This window comes from Halorubrum sp. LN27 (genome assembly GCF_016635065.1).
Lineage (GTDB): Archaea > Halobacteriota > Halobacteria > Halobacteriales > Haloferacaceae > Halorubrum > Halorubrum salipaludis.
On the sequence record NZ_JAEPET010000001.1, the window covers coordinates 385083 to 405692 of the forward strand.

Annotated in this window: 18 protein-coding genes; 11 read left to right on the top strand and 7 right to left on the bottom strand. The window is 67.8% G+C overall.

Going from position 1 to position 20610, the window contains the following annotated elements; translation table 11 throughout:
- Nucleotides 1-119: 119 nt before the first annotated feature.
- The 3 genes from JIN95_RS01830 to tcuA (JIN95_RS01840) all read right to left on the bottom strand — a co-directional run bounded on the left by JIN95_RS01830 (nucleotide 120) and on the right by tcuA (JIN95_RS01840) (nucleotide 3587).
- Nucleotides 120-872, bottom strand: coding sequence for an IclR family transcriptional regulator (locus tag JIN95_RS01830; RefSeq protein ID WP_095635231.1), 753 nt, complete (start codon nucleotides 870-872; stop codon nucleotides 120-122).
- 163 nt (nucleotides 873-1035) lie between these two features.
- The gene (locus tag JIN95_RS01835) at nucleotides 1036-2181 is read right to left on the bottom strand and encodes a PrpF domain-containing protein (protein ID WP_095635230.1); all 1146 of its coding nucleotides are present in this window, start codon (nucleotides 2179-2181) and stop codon (nucleotides 1036-1038) included.
- Nucleotides 2178-3587 carry an FAD-dependent tricarballylate dehydrogenase TcuA gene (tcuA, locus tag JIN95_RS01840; RefSeq protein ID WP_095635229.1) on the bottom strand — a complete coding sequence of 470 codons (1410 nt, stop codon included), beginning with the start codon at nucleotides 3585-3587 and terminating at the stop codon, nucleotides 2178-2180. The genes JIN95_RS01835 and tcuA (JIN95_RS01840) overlap by 4 nt, the downstream gene beginning before the upstream one ends.
- Nucleotides 3588-3744: 157 nt before the next feature.
- Here tcuA (JIN95_RS01840) and JIN95_RS01845 point away from each other — a divergent pair, with 157 nt between their 5' ends.
- The gene (locus tag JIN95_RS01845; RefSeq protein ID WP_200530350.1) at nucleotides 3745-4851 is read left to right on the top strand and encodes an alcohol dehydrogenase catalytic domain-containing protein; all 1107 of its coding nucleotides are present in this window, start codon (nucleotides 3745-3747) and stop codon (nucleotides 4849-4851) included.
- A 132-nt stretch (nucleotides 4852-4983) separates the two neighbouring features.
- Here JIN95_RS01845 and JIN95_RS01850 read toward each other — a convergent pair whose 3' ends face one another.
- Entirely contained in the window at nucleotides 4984-5958 is a 975-nt protein-coding gene (locus tag JIN95_RS01850) for an aminopeptidase (protein WP_095635227.1), read from the bottom strand.
- A 318-nt stretch (nucleotides 5959-6276) separates the two neighbouring features.
- On the opposite strand from JIN95_RS01850, the gene JIN95_RS01855 reads away from it, so the two are divergent.
- The 4 genes from JIN95_RS01855 (at nucleotide 6277) to JIN95_RS01870 (ending at nucleotide 10659) form a co-directional block, all read left to right on the top strand.
- Nucleotides 6277-7254 carry a hypothetical protein gene (locus JIN95_RS01855; protein WP_095635226.1) on the top strand — a complete coding sequence of 326 codons (978 nt, stop codon included), beginning with the start codon at nucleotides 6277-6279 and terminating at the stop codon, nucleotides 7252-7254.
- Between the two features lie 195 nt (nucleotides 7255-7449).
- Nucleotides 7450-8454: a tripartite tricarboxylate transporter substrate binding protein gene (locus JIN95_RS01860; RefSeq protein ID WP_233138624.1), complete on the top strand. Its 1005-nt coding sequence runs from the start codon at nucleotides 7450-7452 to the stop codon at nucleotides 8452-8454.
- 96 nt (nucleotides 8455-8550) lie between these two features.
- On the top strand, nucleotides 8551-9168 hold the full coding sequence (locus JIN95_RS01865; RefSeq protein ID WP_095635225.1) for a tripartite tricarboxylate transporter TctB family protein: 618 nt from the start codon (nucleotides 8551-8553) through the stop codon (nucleotides 9166-9168).
- Complete coding sequence (locus JIN95_RS01870; RefSeq protein WP_095635224.1) at nucleotides 9169-10659, top strand: tripartite tricarboxylate transporter permease; 1491 nt, start codon at nucleotides 9169-9171, stop codon at nucleotides 10657-10659.
- Between the two features lie 441 nt (nucleotides 10660-11100).
- On the opposite strand, the gene JIN95_RS01875 is transcribed toward JIN95_RS01870, so the two are convergent.
- The gene (locus tag JIN95_RS01875; RefSeq protein ID WP_234699148.1) at nucleotides 11101-12630 is read right to left on the bottom strand and encodes an SLC13 family permease; all 1530 of its coding nucleotides are present in this window, start codon (nucleotides 12628-12630) and stop codon (nucleotides 11101-11103) included.
- A 136-nt stretch (nucleotides 12631-12766) separates the two neighbouring features.
- On the opposite strand from JIN95_RS01875, the gene JIN95_RS01880 reads away from it, so the two are divergent.
- The 6 genes from JIN95_RS01880 to JIN95_RS01905 all read left to right on the top strand — a co-directional run bounded on the left by JIN95_RS01880 (nucleotide 12767) and on the right by JIN95_RS01905 (nucleotide 18874).
- A complete protein-coding gene (locus JIN95_RS01880) occupies nucleotides 12767-13204 on the top strand; it encodes a universal stress protein (protein WP_095635222.1) in 438 nt (145 codons plus the stop codon).
- Nucleotides 13201-14214 (top strand): NAD(P)-dependent oxidoreductase, encoded by a 1014-nt coding sequence (locus JIN95_RS01885; protein ID WP_200530351.1) that lies wholly within the window; start codon nucleotides 13201-13203, stop codon nucleotides 14212-14214. The genes JIN95_RS01880 and JIN95_RS01885 overlap by 4 nt, the downstream gene beginning before the upstream one ends.
- A gap of 136 nt (nucleotides 14215-14350) precedes the next feature.
- Complete coding sequence (gene tcuA / locus JIN95_RS01890) at nucleotides 14351-15778, top strand: FAD-dependent tricarballylate dehydrogenase TcuA (RefSeq protein ID WP_200530352.1); 1428 nt, start codon at nucleotides 14351-14353, stop codon at nucleotides 15776-15778.
- A gap of 154 nt (nucleotides 15779-15932) precedes the next feature.
- A complete protein-coding gene (icd, locus tag JIN95_RS01895; protein WP_200530353.1) occupies nucleotides 15933-17195 on the top strand; it encodes an isocitrate dehydrogenase (NADP(+)) in 1263 nt (420 codons plus the stop codon).
- 479 nt (nucleotides 17196-17674) lie between these two features.
- The gene (locus JIN95_RS01900) at nucleotides 17675-18064 is read left to right on the top strand and encodes a cupin domain-containing protein (protein ID WP_095636260.1); all 390 of its coding nucleotides are present in this window, start codon (nucleotides 17675-17677) and stop codon (nucleotides 18062-18064) included.
- A gap of 39 nt (nucleotides 18065-18103) precedes the next feature.
- Entirely contained in the window at nucleotides 18104-18874 is a 771-nt protein-coding gene (locus JIN95_RS01905; RefSeq protein ID WP_095636261.1) for an SDR family oxidoreductase, read from the top strand.
- A 59-nt stretch (nucleotides 18875-18933) separates the two neighbouring features.
- On the opposite strand, the gene JIN95_RS01910 is transcribed toward JIN95_RS01905, so the two are convergent.
- Nucleotides 18934-19731 carry an SDR family oxidoreductase gene (locus JIN95_RS01910; protein ID WP_200530354.1) on the bottom strand — a complete coding sequence of 266 codons (798 nt, stop codon included), beginning with the start codon at nucleotides 19729-19731 and terminating at the stop codon, nucleotides 18934-18936.
- 138 nt (nucleotides 19732-19869) lie between these two features.
- The gene (locus tag JIN95_RS01915; RefSeq protein WP_095636263.1) at nucleotides 19870-20364 is read right to left on the bottom strand and encodes a redoxin domain-containing protein; all 495 of its coding nucleotides are present in this window, start codon (nucleotides 20362-20364) and stop codon (nucleotides 19870-19872) included.
- Between the last annotated feature and the right edge of the window lie 246 nt (nucleotides 20365-20610).

Below are 20610 nucleotides of genomic sequence, written 5' to 3' on the forward strand. Positions count from 1 at the left end.
ATCGGTTCCGTCCCGCATCGCGGGAGCGTGTTCGGGATACGCGAAGCCCTTTGTCGGTGGCGTCGCGGATCGACCGCGGACAGAACGAGATCGGTCGGAGGGAGGCGTCTCCGAGCCGATTACAGGTACTCGATGTTCAGCTCGATCTCGTTGACCGTGCCCAAGAGGAGGTTCGGCAGTTCCTCGCGGAAGTACTCGCCGGTCAGCCGGTTGGCGGGTCCCGACACGCTGATCGCCCCGAGCACCGTGTCGCTCTCGTACCGGACCGGGACGCCGACCGCGCGGAGCCCGGATGTCGACTCCTCGTCGTTGAACGCGTATCCCCGCTCCCTGACCGCTTCGAGCTCCTCGTCGAGCGCCTCCCGTTCGGCGGTTCCGTTCGCGGCGACCCCGTCGAGGATCCGCTCCCGGCGCTCGGTCGGGAGGTTCGCTAGGATCGCCTTTCCGGCCGCGCTCACGTGAAGCGGCCCGCGCTTGCCGATCGTCGCGTCCGTCTTGACCGCGTCCGGGCCCGCGTGGGTGTACATGTACACGCGCTCGCCGTGCTCCTCCGTGATGAACTGGACGCGTTCAGAGGTGTCCCCGCTCAGCTGTCTGACCTTCCTGTGTATCAGCTCGTTCGCCGGCAGCGTCTCCCGCCGCCGTCCGCCGTGCGTCAGGAACCGGAGGCTCAGCTCGTACTCGTTCCCCTCGCGAACGATGTATCCCCGCTCGTGAAGCGTCGTGAGGTGACGATGCGCCGTGCTGGTCCCGACCCCGACGGCCTCGGCGACCTCCTCGATGCTCGCCGATCCCGCCCGGTGCAGAAATTGGACGACGTCGAGCGTCGTGTCGACCGCCTTGACCCGCCCGCGATCCGGCGTGTGTTCCATGTGCCCACTGACGATACCGGGGGTAATAATGGTCCCGCATCGCGGGATGAGAAGTGGCCGATTCCGCGGCCGGTTCGCTCGGAGATCGAGTCGATCGAACTCGGACCGCGGTCGATCCGGTCCCCGACCGCGCGTCGTCAGGTGAGCCGTGAGGCGAACGCCCTCACTCCGGCCGGTAGTAGCCGGTCCCTTCCATCAGGCGACGCTGCGTCCGGTAGACGGTCACCGACTCGACCGCGGGGACCGACCGATCGACCTCGGCGGTCGCGGCCATCGTGCCCTTCGGATGCCCGAGCGTGACCGTCGAACCGGGGTCCGAGGCGACCTCGTTGGGGATCGTTCCGGGGATCTGCGCGGCCGCCGCGGTACAGGAGACGCCGGTGACGGCGTACACCGGATGGAGCTTCCCCATGCTCATGTACCTCGCCGTCAGGTCGATCTCCTCGGCCGAGACGTCGCCTCCCTCCGGCGTCGTGTAGTCCGTCGGCGGCGCCACGAAGACGAGCTTCGGGTAGCCGGGCGTCTCGATCGAGGCCTCGTCGGGGTCGTCGACGAAGCCGAGTTCGACGGCCACCGTCCCCCGAATCCGTTCGAGCCGTTCGAGGAGGTCCGCGTCGCCGTCGATCTCCGCGCGACCCTCGGTGGCCGTGAGCCCGATGTCCGCCGCGCGGACGAAGGCGATCGGCGTCGTCACGTCGAGCACGGTCGTCTCGATCGTCTCCCCGTCGACGTCGATCTCGATCGTCGGGCCGCCGAGCGGGAACAGCCCGTCGGTCATCGCGCCGGCCGGGTCGTGGAACGTCGTGTCGATCTTCGCGCCGGTGCCGGGGACGCCGTGGATCTTGAAGTCGCCGACGCTCGCCGCGCGGCCGTCGCACAGCGGCACGGTCTGGGTGATCTCCGCGCCGGTGTTCGTGTTGTACAGCTCCACCGTCACCGTGTCGTCGTCCGGATCGACCGGGACCATCCCCTCGTCGACGGCGAACGACCCGATCGCGCAGGTGAGGTTCCCGCAGTTGCCGCCGTAGTCGACGACCGCGTCCTCGACGGCCACCTGTCCGAACGTGTAGTCGATCTCGATCCCCTCGCGGTCGCTCTCGGAGACGACCATCAGCTTCGACGTCGTCGACGTCGCGCCGCCGAGCCCGTCGATCTGTCTGTCGTCGGGGCTGCCGAACAGCGAGAGGATCGCCTCGTCCTGGTCCTCCGTCGGCAGGTTCTCTCGGGGGATGAACACGCCCTTGCTCGTGCCGCCGCGGACGATGGAACACTCGATCGCGCGCTGGTCGCCGACTCGTTCGCCGCTCATTCTGCTCCCTCGATGTACTCGGCCGTCTCTTCGGCGGCGATCTTCCCGAACACGGCCCCGTTGGCGAGACCGGTCCCGCCCGGGTAGTTGTCGAAGAACAGCCCGCCGGTGGTGTTGCCCGCGACGTACAGCCCGGGGATCGGACGGCCGATCGTGTCGAGCGCGCGGGCGCGGTCGTCCGTCGCCGCGCCGCCGAAGCCGAACGTGATCCCGCCGGTGACGCGGTACCCGTGGTACGGCGGCTCGTCGAGCGGCAGCGCCCAGTTGGACTTCTCGAGATCGAGTCCGTCCGTGTGGTTCCCGTCGAGCGAGTCGGGGTCGAACTCCCCGGGGTCCGTCGCCGCGTTGAACGCGTCCACGGTCGCGGCCCCCTCCTCGGGCTCCTCGCAGCCGAGCTCGGAGAGCACCTCCTCGACCGTGTCGCCGGTCACCCAGCCGCCCGGTCCGGTCGCGCGCATGTGCTCTTTCAGGGGGTCGTCGATGACGATGAACGCCTCGTGACCGGGCTCCTCGAAGATGATCCGGCCGAGCTTGGCGTACGTGTGGGCGCGGGCGTCCTCGCCCTCGTCGAAGAAGCGCTCGCCGTCGTTGTTCAACAGCACGCCGTACTGGTACCCGTCGACACGGTTCGCGCCGCCCTCGTAGTCGGGCGACTCGCTGTCGATGAGCGCCATGTGGGCCCCGCCCCACTGCCCGTCCGCGCGGGCGCCCGCGTCGAGGACCATCTCGATCCCCTCGCCGGTGTTGTACCGGCTGCCGCGGACCTTCATCGCGTCGTAGTCGGAGCCGTAGTACCGGGTCCGCTTCTCCTCGCTCGACTCGTAGCCGCCGGCGGCGACGACCACGGCGTCGGCGCGGTACTCGACGTCGCCGTCGTCGTTGCGGGCGCGGAGCCCGGACACCGCCCCGTCGTCGAACAGGATCTCGCGGGCCTCGGTGCGGTACTCGAACGTCGCGCCCTGCTCCTCGGCGGCCTCCACGAGGTCCGCGACGAGCTCCTCGCCGTCGAAGAACGTCCGCGCGACCGTGTACCCGACGTTGAGCGGCTCCATGTCCCAGCTCACGCCGCGCTCGGTGAGCCAGTCGACCGTGGGGCCGATGTTGTCGACGATGGTCCGGGCCAGGTCCTCGTCGGCCCGCCCGTTCGTCTGCTTCATGATGTCCGCGTAGAAGTCGTCGGGCGTGTAGTCGTCGATGTTGTACTCGTAGCCGTACTCCTCGAGGTCAGAGTCCGACGACGCGACCCGGAACGACTCGCTGTACCGCGTGTGCCCCCCTCGCTTGTCCTTCGGCGACTTCTCCAGAACGGTGACGTCTAACCCCTGCTCGACCGCGCGGTTGGCCGCGCTCAGTCCGGCGATCCCACAGCCTACGACGACGACATCCTGGTCGGTGACGATTTGCATCTCCACTGATTATCTATGATGAACGGACATAGACGTTTCGTCCCTTCGCCGTCGTCGTCAGCCGTATGCACTGCCGCCGTCGGGGGAATTCGCCGTCGTCGGGGAACGCCCCGTTCCCGCCAGAGGATATATTCGTGCGGCCGTCGAGGTGGGCGGTATGGACGCAGTCGTCATAGACGAGTTCGAGTCGTTCGACGTGATCGACGTCCCCCGCCCGGAGCCCGGTCCGGGAGAGGTCCTGATCGACGTGTCGCGGGTCCAGCTGAGCGTGACCGAGTGCCTGCTCTACCGCGGCGAGTCGGTCGCGCACTACGACGCTGTGAGACGGCGGATCCGGGACGAGGAGCCCGGCGCGAGGCTGTTCGGCCACGAGTTTTGCGGGGTCGTCGCCGAGTGCGGTCCGGGCGTCGAGGGCTACGAGGTCGGCGACCGCGTGTACGCGCCCGGCAAGATCCACTGCGGGGAGTGCCCGTACTGCCGGTCCGGCTACGAGAACTACTGTCCGGACACCGAGGCGATCGGGTACGACCGGCCGGGCGCGCTCGCGGAGTCCGTCCGGCTCCCTACCGAGCCCCTCCGGCCGGTCCCCGAGGGCGTCTCGGACGCGGAGGGGGCCGCGCTCCAGCCCCTCGCGAGCTCCGTGCTGTGCGTGGCGGACGCCGAGATCGACCCCGGCGACGACGTGCTCGTCGTCGGCGCCGGCGTCATGGGGTTCCAGTGCGCCCTGCTCGCGGAGCGGTTCGGGGCCGCGACGGTGTACGCCGCGGACGTCCGCGACCGCCCGCTGGAGATCGCGGCGGCCAACGGCGCGGTCCCGATCGACGCGACCGAGACCGACCCGGTCGACGCGGTCCGCGAGGCCACCGGCGGCCTCGGGACCGACGTGGTCATCGAGGCGGTCGGCGGCGATCAGACGCACGCGACCGAGGGGGACGACCCCCTGGCACAGGCGTTCCGGGCGGCCCGCCGGGGCGGGACGGTGCTGCAGGTCGGTCACATCTCCGGCGACGTCGAGATGACCCCCCGATCGGCCAGATCGAAGGCCGTCCGCTGGGAGAACCCGCGGAAGGGGGTCGCCGACCTCGGCCCGGGGACCGACACGGGGACGCTCGCGGGCGAGCTCGTCGCGAGCGGCGCGGTCCCCATCGGCGAGTACGTCACCCACGAGTTCGACGGCCTCGACTCGTTCGGAACCGTCGTCGACGTCACGCTCGACAAGGGCGCACACGACGCGCTCGGCCCCGCGCAGATCGTCCTCGACTGACGTTCTCGATTCCCGACTGACGTTCTCGACTGAGGTCGCCGGCGCCAGACGCCGTCGGCGCGCGACGAGCTCCCTCTCTGCCTCCCGGCCCTGAAGACCGCGGACGCAGCGGCGTCCGACCGACCGCGTCGGTCAGTCGAACAGCGATTCGACGAGCTCGCCGTCGTCGACGACGACCTCGCCGTCGAGCCGGACGGTCGGCGTCCGGACGACGCCGTCGAGGTGGATGTCGCTTTTGAGCGTGCCGCCGAGCGACTCGTTGTCGCCGACCGCGAAGTGAACGGTCCCCGCCTTCTTCTTGTCCTCCGCGAGGTTGCCGATGAGCTTCGCCTCGGGGTTGGTGCCGATCGCGAACTCCGCGATGTTGCCGGCGTTCTCGTCGTTCTCGTCGATGATGCGACGGAGCTCGTCGGCGTCCTCGCCGCCGGTGACGTCGGTGACGAAGCCGTCCTCGACGTGGAGGGTGATCGGCTCGTCGACCTGCCCGAGGTTGTCCATCGAGACGTCGATCACGATCTCGCCGTTCGCGGTCCCCTCCGCCGGGTGGGTCGGCGACTCTCCCGGCGGGAGCGTCGCGAAGCCGTAGTTCTCGTGGTAGTAGCCGTCCAGCGAGAACGCCGAGCAGCCCTCCAGGCTGAAGGAGACGTCCGTCCCCTTGTCGCTCGTGACGTGGGCCTCGGTGGCCGCGTCGAGCACGTCGCGGACCGCCTCGGTCCGTCGGCGGAGCTCCTCGAAGTCGACGCTCATCGCGCCCTCGACCATCATGTCCTCGGTGACGCTTCGGAGGATGCCGAACCGCGTGCCGGCCTCTGCGGCCGCCAGCCGCGACCGCGTGTGCGTGATCGCGTGGCTCGTACAGGTGAACGCCACGTCCGCGGCGGCCATCGCTTCGGCCACCGTCTCCGGCGGCTCGTTGCCGTGGCTCTCTAACAGCGGCATGGTCGTCGTGATCGCTTCGGCGCCCGCTCCCGACGCGGCGCGCGCGATGCTCCGCGCGACTCGCTCCTTCCTCGCGTCCGCGATGACGAGGACCTCCTCGCCGGGCTGGACGTCGAGACAGTCCTCGACGATACCCCGTGCTGCCGCCGCCATTTCGACGTCTAACATGAACGATTTACCAGATTCGTTCGGATATAATAAACACACCGGTGAAGGATCCCGCCGACAGTCTCCAATGATTTAATATGAAGAATTAAACTGATTTCCCGTTTCAATCAGTTGTTGCTATACGGTCGCCGGACCGTCCGCACCGCAGGCTCGGTGAGGCTCGTTCAGTCGTGGAGCGCGAGAGGTCGAGCCCGGTGCGGGCGCCGATGTTGTTCTGCGGTCGGCGACCCCCGACCGGCGGACGGGACCTCGTAACCTACACGATCGAATTCGACCGTTTCAGGAACGTATTTGTAACCGGCTGTCCGTTCTCCGTGTATGGACTCAATCCAAGAGATGAAAGGTGCGAGTATCGTCGTCGACACCTGCGCCGCGATCGAGGCCGGCGAGGACGTGTTGGTCGTGACCGACTGGCAGGTCGCGGACGTGGCGGAGCGCGTCGCCGCGGCGGCCAACGAGCGCGACGCCAACGTGACGATGACGATGATGGAGCCGCGCGAGTACGACGGCAACGAGCCCGAGGACACGGTCGCGGCGGCGATGATGGAGGCCGACGTGATCATCACGCCGGTCCACCGGTCGATCACGCACTCGAGCGCGACCGCCGAGGCGAAGGCGAACGGCGCGCGCGTCATCAGCATGGTGAAGTTCACCGACGAACAGCTCGTCCGCGGCGGGCTGTACGCCGACTACGAGGGGATGCGCCCCCACTGCGAGGAGATGGCGCGGAAGTTCTCCGAGGCGAGCGAGGCGCGCGTCACCTCCCCGCAGGGGACCGACGTGACTGTCGGCCTCGAGGGGCGCGACGGCAACGCGCACCCGGGGATCGCGGACGAACCCGGCGAGTTCACGGCGCTGGTGCACATCGAGGCGAACATCTCCCCGGTCGAGGGGACGACCGACGGGACCGTCGTCTTCGACGGCGCGATCCCGAACCTCGACATCGGCGTCCTGGAGGAGCCGGTCCGGATGGAGATCGAGGACGGCGCGGTCACCTCCGTCGAGGGAGGCAAGGAGGCGAAGAAGATCGAGCGCGTCTGGGCGGAACACGACGATCCGGCGGTCTACAACATCGCCCAGCTCGCGGTCGGCATGAACCCCGAGTGCCCCGAGTTCAACGGCTGGTTCTCGAACGATCACGGCCGCTACGGCAACGTCCACTTCGGGATCGGAACGAGCAGCAACCTCGGCGGCACCACCCGCGCGCCGGTTCACTTCGACGCGATGATGGCCGAGCCGACGCTCGAGCTCGACGGCGAGGTCGTCGTCGAGGACGGGGAGTTCACGTTCTTCTGATTCTCCCGTGTTTTTGTAAGAAACGCACTTCTCCGACGATACGCGGCTTTCAATCCTCGATGTGGGATATTCTGGCCCCCTCACGACGAGTTCGTAAATAAACTCGATTTCCCACGGGCCTCGTGTACCGGAAGATTCAAATAGGGGTCCGACGTTCATATCGGTTGTATGGGAGACAATCACGATCGATCGTCTGTGTCACGTCGAGACTACGTCAAGTACGCCGGCGCCGCGTCCGCAGCGGCGATGACCGGCCTCGCGGGCTGTTCCGGTGGGGGCGACGGCGAGTACCCCGACGGGGACATCACGTACATCATCCCCTTCTCGGAGGGCGGCGGGACCGACACGTACGCGCGCCAGTTCATCAGCCACATGGCGGACGAGCTCGGGACCAACATCGCGATCGAGAACGTCCCCGGCGCGGCGTCGCTCCGCGGCACCGGCCAGCTGTACAACGCCGACCCCGACGGCTACACGATCGGGGGGTTCAACCCGCCGTCGACCCCGGTCTCGGCCATGGTCAACCCGCCGGAGTACGACATGACCGAACTCGAGGGCGTCGGGACGTACGCCCGGACGCCGTTCGTCGTCGTCGCCAACCCCAGCTACGAGATCGAGGACTTCGACGACCTGCTGAGCCGGTACGCCGACGGTGAACTGGAGATCTTCTCGGGCAAGGAGCGCGGGGGCGTCGACCACGTGCTCGCCCTCCTGATGCAGGGGAACGACAGCTACGACTTCCAGTGGGACCGGTACGTCGGCTACGACGGGACCGGCCCGGCGGTGCAGGCGACCATCTCCGACGAGGTGCCGGCCGCGATCGCCACCGACACCGGCGCCGCCGGCGCGGTCGAGGACGACCGCCTCGACGTGATCGCGTGTCTGTCGAGCCAGGGGTCCGAGGTCTTCCCGGACGTTCCGAGCACCACGGAACTCGGATACGACAACATCGACTTCCTCGGGCAGCTCGTTCGCGGCATCTTCGCTCCGGAGGGGACCTCCGAGGACCAGATCCAGGTGCTGACCGAGGCCCTCGAAGCCGCCCTTCAGGCGGACGAGGTGCAGAGCTGGTCCGAAGAGACCGGCAACGTCGTCGAGTACGGCGGGCCCGAGAGCGCGTCCCAGGCGGTCGCCGACGCGTTCGAACAGATCCCCGAACAGGTCGACCTCGAAGCGGTCCGCGAGGCCGCGGACGAGTAGACCTCCCTCGCTTTCCCGCCGCGGAGTTGTCGTCCGCCACACCACCAGTCGAGACCATGTGTATTAATATCACCCACGCTCCAGTACCACGCAAGCATGTCAAGTAAATCGCTGTACCGACGACTGTCCGAGCGGTTCGATCAGGAGCGGTTCCTCCTGATCGTCCTCATTCTCGGATCCGGTCTCGCGCTCGCCGAAACGTTCCGGTTCGACATCAGCTCAGCCGCGCGGTTCCCGCGGTTGACGGGATCGGTCGTGTTCGTCGGTGCGCTCCTGCTGTTCTTCTCGAAGTACCTCCCGGGGCCGCTCCGCGCCGCCGTGGAGGAGTCGGCGGGCGTCTTCGAGGCCGACGAGGAGTTCGAGAAGCGGCAACAGGAGGTCGAAGGGCGCCAACAGTCGGGAGACGACGCGACGGAATCCGGCGCGACGGAGCCCGACGCGGACCGGAACGAGCTGTCCACCGTCGGACGCCCGATCCACGACTCGGTGTTCACCGGCCTCATCGCGACCGGATACGCCGCGCTCGGCTTCGCGATCGGCATCCTCTGGGCGACGCCGATCTTCGTCGCCGTGTACGGCTACTGGTTCAAGCTCCCCCGGTACCTCACGGCGGTGCTCGCCGTCGTCGGGTTCGCGATCGCGTACGGATTCATGTCGGTGCTCGGCGTCCCGCTCGACCGCGGTCAACTGCTCGTCACGAGCGGGGTGTTCTAGATGGCGGCGCTCGCCGCCTTTTCGGAGGCGCTCTCGATCGTCTTCAGCTGGCCCACGCCGATCTGGGTAGTGATTGGGCTGACGCTCGGCATGATCGGCGGCGCGCTCCCAGGGATCGGCTCTTCCCTCGGGATGGCGATCGTCTTGCCCCTGACGCTTCCGCTGGGGCCGATCAACGCGATCATCCTCCTCGTCAGCATGTACAGCGGCGCGATGTACGGCGGCAGCATCTCCGCCATCCTCGTGAACGTCCCGGGGACGGGCGGGGCGGCCGCGACGACGTTCGACGGGTATCCGATGGCGAAACAGGGCCGCGCGGTCGACGCGCTCTCGATGTCCGCAACCGCGTCCGCGACCGCCGGGTTCCTCTCGGTTCTCACGCTGCTTCTCATCTCGCCGATCCTGATCGAGGTCGTGCTGCTGTTCGGCTCGCCAGAGTACTTCCTGATGGCCATCCTCGGGCTCTCGATGATCACCATCGTCGCCGAGGGGTCCATGGTCAAGGGGCTCGTCGCCGGCGCGGCCGGCCTGCTGATCACGACCGTCGGCATCGCTCCGAACTCCCCGGAGCTCCGGTACACCTTCGGGAGCCTCGGGCTCTACGACGGGATCGACTTCATCGCGGCGCTCATCGGGATGTTCGCGGTCGCGGAAATGCTGAAGCTCGCCGGCCAGGAGGGCGGGATCGCCGACGCCGAGATCGACCTGTCCGGAAACACGCTCTCCGGCGTTCGCGAGACGCTCTCGCACCCGTGGCAAATCATCAAATCCGGCTACATCGGGATGTTCATCGGCGCGATTCCGGGCGCCGGCGCGACCGTCTCGAACTTCCTCGCGTACGGCGAGGCGATGCGGAGCTCCGACAACCCCGGCCTGTTCGGCAACGGCGAGCCTCTCGGCGTCATCTCCAGCGAGGCGTCGAACAACGGCACCATCGGCGGGTCGCTGATCCCGACCATCTCGTTCGGGATCCCCGGCAGCGGCTCGACCGCCGTGCTGCTCGGCGGCCTGCTGATGCACGGGCTGCGCCCCGGTCCGCAGCTGTTCGAGGCCGACCTCCACATCACGTACGCGTTCCTGATCGCGCTGCTGGTCGGTAACATCTTCATCGTCCTGATCGGCGTGCTCGTCGTGACGCGCCTGGCGAAGCTCACCCAGGTCGACACCCACGTCATCATCCCGCTGATCCTCGTGTTATCGATGGTCGGCGGCTACACCCTCCGGTCCAACTGGGTCGACGTGATCACCGTCCTCGTCCTCGGGTTCCTCGGGTACATCATGGTCCGGAAGAACTACTCGATCATCGCGTTCGTGCTCGGGGTCGTCCTGGGGCCGATCGCCGAGGAGAACCTCATGCGGTCGCTGCAGATATCCGGCGGCTCCTACGACATCTTCGTGACCAAGCCGCTGTCGCTGCTCATCACGGCGGGGATCCTCGTGATCCTCCTCGGACCGTACGTCAAGCCCGCGCTCGAACGGCGGCTCGGCTAGCCGCGGTTCGGGCGCGTTTCGCGTTCCGCCGCACCTCTTCGTCACCGCCCTTCTCCGGTCTGGACGCGGTTCTTCGTCACACCCTTCTCCGGTCTGGACGCGGTTCTCGACCTGCTCTCGCGATCCGCTCGCCCGGATCGTGGCGGTTCCGGACGGCGTGCGGCGGAGCGTTCCGCCGCCGATCCCGACGGTCCGTCTGTGCCATCCGTCAGGGGATCGGCGTGTCGACGCTGTCGACGACCGCAGTGTGCACCCCGTTCGTGTCCCGTCCGAGTCGTTCTTCCAGTCGCGTTCGCCGATCGCTCTGGTGTTCGCTCGGAGCCACCGCTGACCCGACGGGGTCTCGAACCCACGCGAGAACGCGATGGGCTCCGGGGTCTCGGTCCGTCTACCGATCCGACCGGAGGGAGGGCCGCCTACGGTGCCGCCCCGAGGCGAACGTCACACGACGAGCGGCCAGTAGAAGAGCCACGACAGCGCGATCACGACGACGCCGTGGACCATCGTCACGAGCCCGAAGACGAGCACCTCCCGGAGCCCCAGCGGTCCCTTGTCATACGAGAGCAGCACCGAGGTCGTGTTGAACGGGAAGAAGGTCGTCGAGCCGACGGCGATCAGCACCGACAGCGCCAGGTAGAGCCGGTTGAGGCCGAGGACGGTCGCGAACTCCATGATGATCGGCAGGGCGACCACGATCGCGGCCGACGCCGTCGAGAACCACGAGCGGATGAAGACGGCGAGCGCGAGGAGGGTCCCGATCACCAGCCAGGGCGCCATCGCCGCGAACGGGACAACCTCGATGAGCGTCTCGACGACGTAATCGAGCGTTCCGGTCGTCTCCATCGCGTCGAGGATGGAGAACATCGCGCCGATGAGGAAGAGGATGCCCCAGCTGACGTCGGCGATCAGGTCCCGGTCGACGATGCCCACGCCCGGGACCGAGAGGACCGCGACCGCCGCGGCCGCCGGGACGATGGTCGGAAGCCCGACGAAGGAGCCGGCGATCCACGCCACCACCGCGCCGAGCATGACGACGCTGACGATCCGCTGATCCCGCGTCAGCGTGACTCCGCCGCCGCTCCGATCGCCGATCCCGTTCGCGTCGAGCGCGTCATCGCCTCCGGTCGTGTTGAGCGCGTCATCGCCGTCGCGTTCCGCGTGCTCCCCGTTTCCGGCGTCCCCGTCGGAGCCGTTCGACTCGAGCGTCAGGTCGTCGTCGACGCCGTACACGACGAGCGCGCTGACCGTCGACAGCCAGAACAGGAGGATCATCGGCGGGATCATGTACACGGCCCACTGGACCCAGGTGACCGTCCGGACGGACTCGTTGATCAGCTGTGAGGTGATGATCGCCATCCCCCCGCCGGTCATCAGCATCATCGACCCGATCGGGTTGATGTGGCCGAGCACGATGAAGCAGGCCTTGCGGAACGTCCCGTCGTCCGGAAGCCCGTACGCGTCCGTCATCCGGTTGACGACGGGGATGAACGTCACGGTCCGAGCGACCGCCGACGGCATCAAAAGCGAGAGCCCGAACATGTGGGCCGCGAGCGAGCGAACGCTCGTCCGCGGTGTGCTCCGGGTCGAGAGCATCCGCCCGGCGACGACCTTCCCCAGTCCGACCTCGGAGATCGCCCCGCCGAGGAGCAACAGCAGCAGCAGGAAGAACACGAGCGTCGAGGCGAACCCGCTGACCGCGTCACCGAACGTCGGGACGAGGTCGAGAGCGAACAGCAGGACCGACGCGGCCGTGCTCGACACCACGTAGGGGACGGCTTCGGTCAGCCACAACACGAGCGCGAAGAGGAAGACGGCGAGCACGAGCTGCATCTCTCGCTCGAGACCGCCGAGCGGCGGCGCGAGGGCGCCGCCCACGAGCACGGCGATCGAGACCCAGATCCCCGCGACGGCGAAGCTCGGGAGCGACAAACCGGCGATGGACGCGCGCGATCCGCCCTTGGAGGCAGGCATGTCTCCCAACCAACGCGGGTACACCTCAAAAACGCGACGGACCAAGCAAACGCGACGGTGAGCAACACGTGAGCCCGGCGGCGGCCGGGATCCACTGAAAACTATAAGGGTGCTCGTCACGCATGGATTGGCAACCATGACAATCGTCGCTGGAGTCGAACGGCTCGACCGGGAGAGCAACGCCGTGATCGAGGGACGGAAACACGCCGACGCGTTCGGTGAGGACCTCCACGTCGTCCACGTGCTGAGCCAGTCCGCGTTCCGCGATCTCGAACAGGACAGCCTCAGCGACACGGGCAAGACCGTCCCCGTCGACGACGTTCGGGCGTTCGCCGAGGAGACGGCCGACGAGGTCGCGAGCCGCACGACCGACGACTTCGAGGCCGTCGGCCTCGTCGGCGACGCCGGCGACGAGCTCGTCCGGTACGCGAACGAGCAGGACGCCAGCTACATCTGCGTCGGCGGTCGCCGTCGGTCCGCGGTCGGCAAAGCGCTGTTCGGCAGCGTCACTCAGGACGTGCTGTTGAACGCGGAGTGTCCGGTCGTCACCCACGTTCGGCCGGACGAGAAATGACCGGCGGAGCGCCGCGAGCGCTCGTCGATCAGGACGTGAAGCCGCGAGACGTGCTCGAGCGCGAGGTCGGCGACGCCCTCGCGCTCGAAGTCGGCGTCGAGCCGACCGAGGAGGCGCTGATCGAGGCGCTCGACGGCGTCGAGATCCTCTTTACCACGTCCCGGCTCCCGGTCACGCGACGGGTGCTCGAGAACGCCGACTCGCTGCGGCTGGTGGCGAAGATCGGGACGGGGATCGACACGATCGACCTCGACGCCGCCGCGGACGAGGGCGTGACGGTCGTGTACACCCCGGGGATGAACGCGCTCTCGGTCGCCGAGCACGCGCTGACGCTGCTGCTGGCGGTCAAGCGGAACGTCCTGATCGGTCAGCGCGCGCTGGAGGCCGGGAAGTGGCGCGACGAGGTGCCGAACGCCAGCGCGGTCGCCGGCACGTCCGTCGGCATCGTCGGCTTCGGCAACGTCGGCTCGCGGCTCGCGGGGCTTCTCGACGGGTTCAACGTCGACGTGTACGCCCACGACCCGTACGTCCACGACATCGACACGCAGGTCACCGGCGCGACGCTCACCGACTTCGAGACCGTGCTCTCGGAGCCCGATGCCGTGGTGGTCACCGCCGAGCACACTCCCGAGACGCGGGGGATGATAGACGAACGGGCCCTCGCAGCGATGGACGACGACGCCGTGCTGGTGAACACGGCCCGCGGACCGATCGTCGACACCGGGGCGCTCGTCGACGCGCTCGCGGCCGGGACGATCGGCGGTGCCGGCCTCGACGTGTTCGAGACCGAGCCGCTGCCGGCCGACTCCCCGCTGCACGACTTCGAGAACGTCGTGACGACGCCGCACATCGCGGCGTCGTCGGTCCGAGCGCGCTCGGCGATCATCGAGACGCTCGTGGAGTGTGCGTTCGCGTTCCTCGACGGCGACACCCTCCCGGAGCGGTTCGTCGCGATCGACCCGCGCAAGGGAACGCGCTCCGACGCGGCCGCCGACCCCGAGGAGAACTGACGCTCTACGCGCCGGATCCCGCCGCACCCCCCGCCGACCGATCGGGACGCCACCGTCCGGTATAAATATCCCTTCACATGTTCGGCGGAATCGTTTCGGCGGTTCGCGGTCCAGTCGGAGGCGGTCACAGAGATCCATGTCTACCGAACAGTACGACGCGGTCGTCGTCGGCTGCGGGATCGCCGGGCTCGCCGCGGGGATCCGTCTCGCGGAACGCGACCAGTCCGTGATCGTTCTCGAGAAGTCTCCGGAAGCGCATCGAGGCGGTCACACGCGCTTCACCGAATCGTTCCGGATCCCGACGGCGGACATCGACCTCGACGTCGAGTTCAACGTCGAGGACTACACCGCCGCGGACTTCTACTCGGACCTGATGAAGACGACGAACTACCGGGCCGACAACGAGTTGGCCCGCACGGTCACCGAGGAGGCCGCGGACACCTTCGAGTGGCTCACCGAGATGGGCCTCGACTGGGAGTATCAGGCGCCCCATCCCGGATACACGGCGGGGCGCGTCTGGCTCGACGGCGAAACGATGATCGACGACCTGGTCGAGCACTACGAGTCGCTCGGCGGGGAGGTGCGGTACGACGCGATGGTACAGGACGTGATCAGGGCCGACGACGGCTCCGTCTCCGGGGTGTCCGGGTTCGTCGACGGGCGCCGGGTTCGGTTCGAGGCCGACGCCGTCGTCCTCGCCGCCGGCGATTACGGCTCCAGCAAGGAGAAGCGGACGCGGTACTTCGGCCCCGGCTACGGGAACATGAAGGTCCGCGGGAGCCGGTACAACACCGGCGAGGTGATCGACTCCGCGATGGACGCCGGCGCGAAGTCCGACGGCGAGTGGGGCGACGCCCACATGGCGATCATCGACGCCGGCTCGCCCGACGTCGAGGGGGGAATCACCCGGATCGACGGGTATCAGTACGGGCTCATCCTCAACCACGACGGCGAGCGGTTCGTCGACGAGGGCGAGGACTCGCGGGCGCACACGTACGCGAAGTTTGGTCGCCGGATCTTCGAACAGCCGTACCACGAGGCGTTCATCGTCGTCGACTCGAAGGTCGTCGACGACGTGGCGCACATGGGGCCCTCCCGCGCGATCACCGCGGACTCGATCGAGGCGCTGGTGCGGCGGCTCGACATCGAGAACCCGGAACGGGCGGTCGAGACCGTCGAGGCGTACAACGACGCGTGCGCCGACGACGCCGCGTCGACCTACGACCCGGACGCCTTAGACGGGAACGCGGCGACCGGCGTCGAGCCGCCCAAGTCGAACTGGGCGCTTCCCCTCGACGAGCCGCCGTTCACCGGCTATCCGGTCACCGGCGGCATGACGTTCGCCTTCGGCGGGGTCGCGATCACGCCGGACGGCGAGGTGCTGGACACCACCGACAGGGTCATCCCCGGCCTGTTCGCGGCCGGCAACGTCACGGGCGGACTGTTCTACGACAACTATCCCGGCGGGTCCGGGCTGACGAACGCGGCGGTCTACGGCCGCGTCTCCGCGGACACCGCTGCCGAGTACGTCTCGGAGGCACCGCCCCAATCGGCCGACGACTGATCGCGTCGACGGGCTCTCCCACGAGAGCGACGAGCTCGACGAATCGGAGGAGACGCTCGATCGACGGAGACGGCGGATCGGGCGACCGGAAGCGGGCTCGTCGAACCCCGAACGGGCAGATTTTTATCGGCCCGAAGCGACCCACCGAACGTTCATGAGCTACGAGAAGGTCGACGTCCCTGCGGACGGCGAGGCGATCGAGCTGGCGGACGAGGAGACAGGAGAGCTGACGGTGCCGGAGAACCCGATTATTCCGATCATTTACGGCGACGGGATCGGGACTGACGTCGGGCCGGCGGCTCAGAAGGTACTGGACGCAGCCGCGGAGGCCACGGGCCGGTCGATCGCGTGGATGCGCGTCTACGCGGGCGAGAGCGCCCGCGACAAGTACGGCGAGAACCTGCCCGACGACACGGTGTCGGCGATCCGGACCCACCGCGTCGCGATCAAGGGCCCGCTCACGACGCCCGTGGGCGCGGGCTTCCGCTCGCTGAACGTCGCGCTGCGCAAGACGCTCGACATGTACGCGAACGTCCGGCCGACCTACCACCTCGACGGCGTGCCGTCGCCCGTCAAAAACCCCGAAGCGATGGACATGGTCACGTTCCGGGAGAACACCGAGGACGTGTACGCCGGCATCGAGTGGGAGGCCGGCACCGACGAGGTCGAACAGGTCCGCGAGTTCGTCGAAGACGACATGGGCATCGACGACATCATCCACGACGGTCCCGTCGGGATCGGCGTCAAGCCCATCTCCGGGTTCGGCTCGAAACGCCTCATCCGTGAAGCGATCGACTACGCGCTCGCCAACGACCGCGACTCCGTCACCCTCGTCCACAAGGGCAACATCATGAAGTTCACCGAGGGCGCCTTCCGCGACTGGGGCTACGAGCTCGCCGACGAAGAGTACGGCGAGGACGTCCTCACCGAAGACGAGCTGTGGGAGGAACACGACGGCGAGCAGCCCGACGGCACCGTAGTCGTCAAAGACCGCATCGCCGACAACATGCTCCAGCAGGTGCTCACCCGCACGAGCGAGTACGACGTGGTGGCGACGATGAACCTCAACGGCGACTACTTCTCGGACGCGGCCGGCGCCCAGATCGGCGGACTCGGCATCGCGCCCGGGATCAACCGCGGCCACGGCCGCTGTCTCGCCGAACCCGTCCACGGCTCCGCGCCCAAGTACGCCGGCGAAGACAAGGTCAACCCCACCGCCATGATCCTCTCAGGCCGCGAAATGCTCGACTACCTCGGCTGGGACGACGCGGCGGAGCTGGTGCGTGACGCCGTCGAAGAGACCATCTCCTCGGGGAAGGTCACCTACGACCTCCACCGCCAGATCGACGGCGGCGAGAAGCTCGCCACCAGCGAGTTCGCCGACGCCGTCGTCGAAAACATCGAGAACCTGTCGTAGACAGGTCCTCTGGCCTCCGGCCGCTGGCCGGAGACATCGAAAAGCTCTCATAGAGCTTTTCGAGCACCCGGAAATCCGAGATTTCCGGGAACATCGAGAACCTGTCGTAGACGGGTTCTCTGGCCTCCGGCCGCCGGCCGGAGACATCGAAAAGCTCTCATAGAGCTTTTCGAGCACCCGGAAATCCGAGATTTCCGGGAACATCGAGAACCTGTCGTAGACGGGTTCTCTGGCCTCCGGCCGCCGGCCGGAGACATCGAAAAGCTCTCATAGAGCTTTTCGAGCACCCGGAAATCCGAGATTTCCGGGAACATCGAGAACCTGTCGTAGACGGGTTCTCTGGCCTCCGGCCGCCGGCCGGAGACATCGAAACGCTCGCCTAAAGAGCCCTTTCGGGCTGCGACGTCCGCCGTCGCCGATCGGGGGCCGAGATCCGTTCGACCCTACGCTTTTAACTTCTCTTCGCCGTTCGGTAGGGTATGGTACGCAAGTACGACCCGGAGAAAATTCCGTCCGTGTACAACCTCTCCGAGGCTCCCGTCGCGAAGGAGGGGCCCGGATTCGAGCAGGTCGTCTTCCGCGGCGTCGACCAGATGGTCGGCATGACGACGATCGGGCCGGAGCGGGAGGACAAGCCGCAGCACTCCCATCCGTGGGAGCAGACGACGATCGTCATCGAGGGGGAGGTCGACTTCCTCGTCGACGGCGAGCGGGTCTCGCTCGGCACGCACGACGCGGTCGAGATCCCGCCGGACGTCCCGCACGCCTCTCGCGCCGTCGGTTCGGAGCCGGCGCGCCTGCTCGCGTTCTGGCCCCTCCGGGAGGACCGGCTCGACGCGACGGACTACCAGGCCGAGTTCGATGTCTAATCGGAGCGCCCACCGACAGAGCGGAGAGGTGAAACGCGCATGGACCTGACCGGAAAAACCGCCCTCGTCACCGGATCGAGCCGGAACATCGGCCGAGCGACGGCGGTCCGGCTCGCGGAGGCCGGAGCCGACGTGGGGGTCACGGCTCGCAGCGACGCGGACGGCTGCGAGGAGACCGCGCGTCTCGTTCGAGAAACCGGTAGCGAGGCGGCGGTCGCGCTCGCGGATATCGGCGATCCGGACGCCGTCCGGTCGATGGTCGAGGAGCTCCGCGACCGGCTCGGACCGATCGACGTGCTCGTGAACAACGCGACCTACCGTCCGTCGAAGCCGTTCCTCGACGTGGAGACCGAGGACCTCGACCGCGTGCTCGCCGTCAACTTCAGGGGTGTGTTCCAGACGACGCAGGCGGTCGTCCCGGACATGATCGACCGGGGCGGCGGCGCGGTCGTGAACCTGATCGGAGCGATGGTGTATCTCGGGAAACACGGTCACGCCCACTCCTACGGGTCGAAGCTCGGGATCGAGGGACAGGTACGGCAGCTGGCGACCGAACTCGGCCCCGACGGGGTCCGCGTCAACGGGGTCTCGCCCGGGCTCATCGACGTCGATCGAACGCGGACCGAGGAGTGGGAGCGGATCGAGCGAGAGGTGATCGAGTCGACCCCGCTCGGCCGGCTCGGAGACGTCGAGGAGGTGGCCGACGCGTGCTGTTTCCTCGCGTCGGACGCGGCGTCGTTCGTGACCGGGCAGGTGTTACACGTCAACGGCGGGACCTACCCGATCCCGACACTGGTCCCGGATCGGTAGGTTCGCGAACGATTCCGGCAGCGTTCGGGGCAGTCGGGAGTCGAGCTCGCGACCCGACCCTACAGGAGGCGCGAGCTCCAGCCGCCGTCGACGGGCAACACCGATCCGGTGACGTACGACGCGGCCGGCGAGGAGACGAACGCGACCGCCTTCCCGAACTCCTCGGTCGTTCCCATCTCGGGCAGGGGGAGCTCCGCGACCCGGAGCTCGCGCACTTCCGCCTCGGTTATCCCTTCCCGTTCGGCCCGCGCGGCGATCTTCGACTCGATCCGGTCGGAGAGCACCCCTCGGGGGGCGACGCAGTTCGACCGGACCCCGTTTTCCCCTTCCTCGTTGGCGAGGGTCTTCGAGAGGCCGTAGATCCCGGGTCGGAACACGTTTCCCAGGGTCCCGTGCGAGGTCGGCTCCGCCGCGGAGGCGGCGACGAGGTGCGTGATCGCGCCGCCGCCGTCGCGGAGGGCGGGCAGGGCGGCCTTGCACTGTACGACCGTGCTCCGGAGCACGTCGTTGTATCCCCCGTCGAACGCTTCCAAGGACGTGTCCTCGAAGGAGGCGTTGTTCGGACCGCCGTGGTTGGTCACCAACACGTCCAGTCCGCCGAACTCCTCGACGGCGGCCTCGATTCCCGACTCGATCGCGTCGGCGTCTGCGAGGTCCACCTCGACGGTGAAGACCGCGTCCTCGTCACAGCTCGTCTCGTCGAGTATCGACTCGCGAGCCGCCGCGAGGTTGTCCGCGCTCCGGGAGGCGATCGCGACGTTCGCGCCCTCCGCGGCGAACTGCGTCGCCGCCCCGAGGCCGAGTCCCTTGCTTGCCGCGGCGACGAACACTGACGCTCCGTCGAGTCCTAGCTCCATGCGTCGCCATCGCTTTGCGGATAGGTAACGTTTCTGTTCACGGTAGGACACGAGGGACATCCGACGCGCCACTCCCCGACGCGGATCACGCGGGAGACCCGCAGTCGACGACGACGGTCAGGCCCCTCGGACCGAGCGCTATCGACGCGCCGCTTTCACCTGCTCTCGAACGTCGGCGACGAACGGCTCGAACTCGGGATTCCCGCCCTCGCGAACCCATCGGTACGTGACGACCCCGTCCGAATCGATCACGAACACGCTCCGCTGGGCCGACTCGATCGACCCGTACATATCCGGGTAGACGACGTCGTACGTGCGGGTGACCTCGTGGTCCCAGTCCGAGAGCATCGGCACGTCGAACCCCTCCTGCTGTATCCAGACGTTCTGGGCGAACGGGAGGTCGACGCTGACGCCGTACACCGACGCGTCGAGCGCCTCGAAGGTGTCGAGCTCGCTCCCGAAGGTGCACATCTCCTCGGTACACCCGCCGGTGAACGCCCCCGGCACGAACGCGAGTACTATCGGTCCGTCGCCGATCGCCTCCGAGAGCGTGAACTCGGAGACGTCGTCGTAGCTTTCGCCGCCGGCCAGCGGAACGGTGAAATCGGGTGCACGGTCGCCTTCGGAAACCATGCCCACTACCAGCACGGACAGCAACCTAACGCTAACGGCTCCCCCGATCGCGAGCGGGAGCGTCGCGGCACGCCTCCCGACGCGGTTGCCAGTGTTTCTCCGTGACCGATCCGGTCCGCTCCGTGTATCAGCGATCGGACTTGTCTGTCGACATTCGCTGCGAAAAACACGTTCGACGCAGAGGCGGTGCCTCTGTCGGGTCGGTGACGGTCTCGAGGCCAATGGAAGAAAACGTCCGTAGCGTCC